This window comes from Candidatus Eisenbacteria bacterium (genome assembly GCA_035712145.1).
Classification (GTDB): Bacteria; Eisenbacteria; RBG-16-71-46; order RBG-16-71-46; family RBG-16-71-46; genus DASTBI01.
Window position 1 is genome coordinate 1 of record DASTBI010000104.1, and the last position, 1313, is coordinate 1313.

Sequence of the window (1313 nt, forward strand, 5' to 3'; positions counted from 1 at the left end):
CAGAACACGACATCCGGCAGCACCGGCGGCAGCACCGGCGGGACCGACACGACCGGCGGCACGGGCACCAGCCTGCCGTCGACCAACGCACGGGCCGTGGCGACGTTCGAGTCGCTCGGCATGTACTGGAAGCCCGGCACCAATCCGGGCTCCGCGGGCTGCACCGTGCGCTATCGCAAGAAGTCCGAGTCCACGTGGAAGGAAGGCCTGAACCTGTGGTACGACTCGCGCGACGCCGAGTGCCGCGGCAGCATCGTGCATCTGCAGCCGGGCACCGACTACGTGGTCGAGATGGGGCTTCCGGGGCAGCAGCCGAAAGCCGGCGTCAACACCAAGACCTGGTCGGAGAACTTCCCGATCGCGCAGACGATCAACGTCGGCGATCGCTCGACTCCGCTCGAGATTACCCAGGGCGGCACGGCCAACGGTTACATCCTGTACACCGGCGGCACCATCGACGTGGCGAACAACCACGCCTACAACATTCGCATCGCGGCGCCTTACGTCATCGTGCGCGGCTTCACGCTGAAGAACGCGCGCCAGGACGGCATCTTGCTCGTGCAGGGCGCGAAAGACGTGGTGATCGAAGGGAACGACATCAGCAACTGGGGGCGTCCGCACCCGAACGGCTTGATTTCGAGCGACGGCTGGAAGATCGGCGAGAACGGCGACTCCGGAATCGCGGCGCGCTGCGGCTCCGGCTCCACGCCCTGGCTCGAGCGCACGATCATCCAGAGAAACAAGATTCACCATCCGCGCTATGGCTCGAACAGCTGGTCCGACGGTCACCCGTATGGCCCGAATGCGACGCTCTTCAAGAACTGCGGCGGCAACCACGTGTTCCGCTTCAACGAGGCGTACAGCTCGACCGGCCGGTACTTCATGGACGTGTACGGCGGCGGCACCAACTTCTCGATGTTCGGCATGCCGACTTCCGACAGCGACATCTACGGGAACATCCTGATGCACGCCTGGGATGACGCGATCGAAGCCGAAGGCTCGAACATGAACGTGCGCATCTGGGGCAATTACATGGACCAGACCGCCACGGGCGTGGCCACGACCTCCACCAGCCGGGGTCCGGTGTACATCTTCCGCAACGTTCAGAACCGCAGCCGCAACAAGTCGATGAGCACGTTCGACGGCGACTCGCGCCTGTACACCTACAAGTCGGGCTCGGCGTCCGGCTACGAGGGTGGCCGGCGCTACGTGTTCCATAACACGTCGCTGCAGGCACCGCCGCCGGCCGGCTCGAGCTACCCGCTCGGCGCCGGATCCAGCCTCGCCGGTCCGGGCAACGGCCAGATGCTGAA

At 65.3% G+C, this 1313-nt stretch carries 1 protein-coding gene; it reads left to right on the top strand.

What is annotated here, in order from left to right; genetic code table 11:
* Positions 1-120: 120 nt before the first annotated feature.
* Positions 121-1313: hypothetical protein (locus VFQ05_06360; protein ID HET9326375.1), on the top strand; the 1193-nt coding region annotated here is incomplete at its 3' end.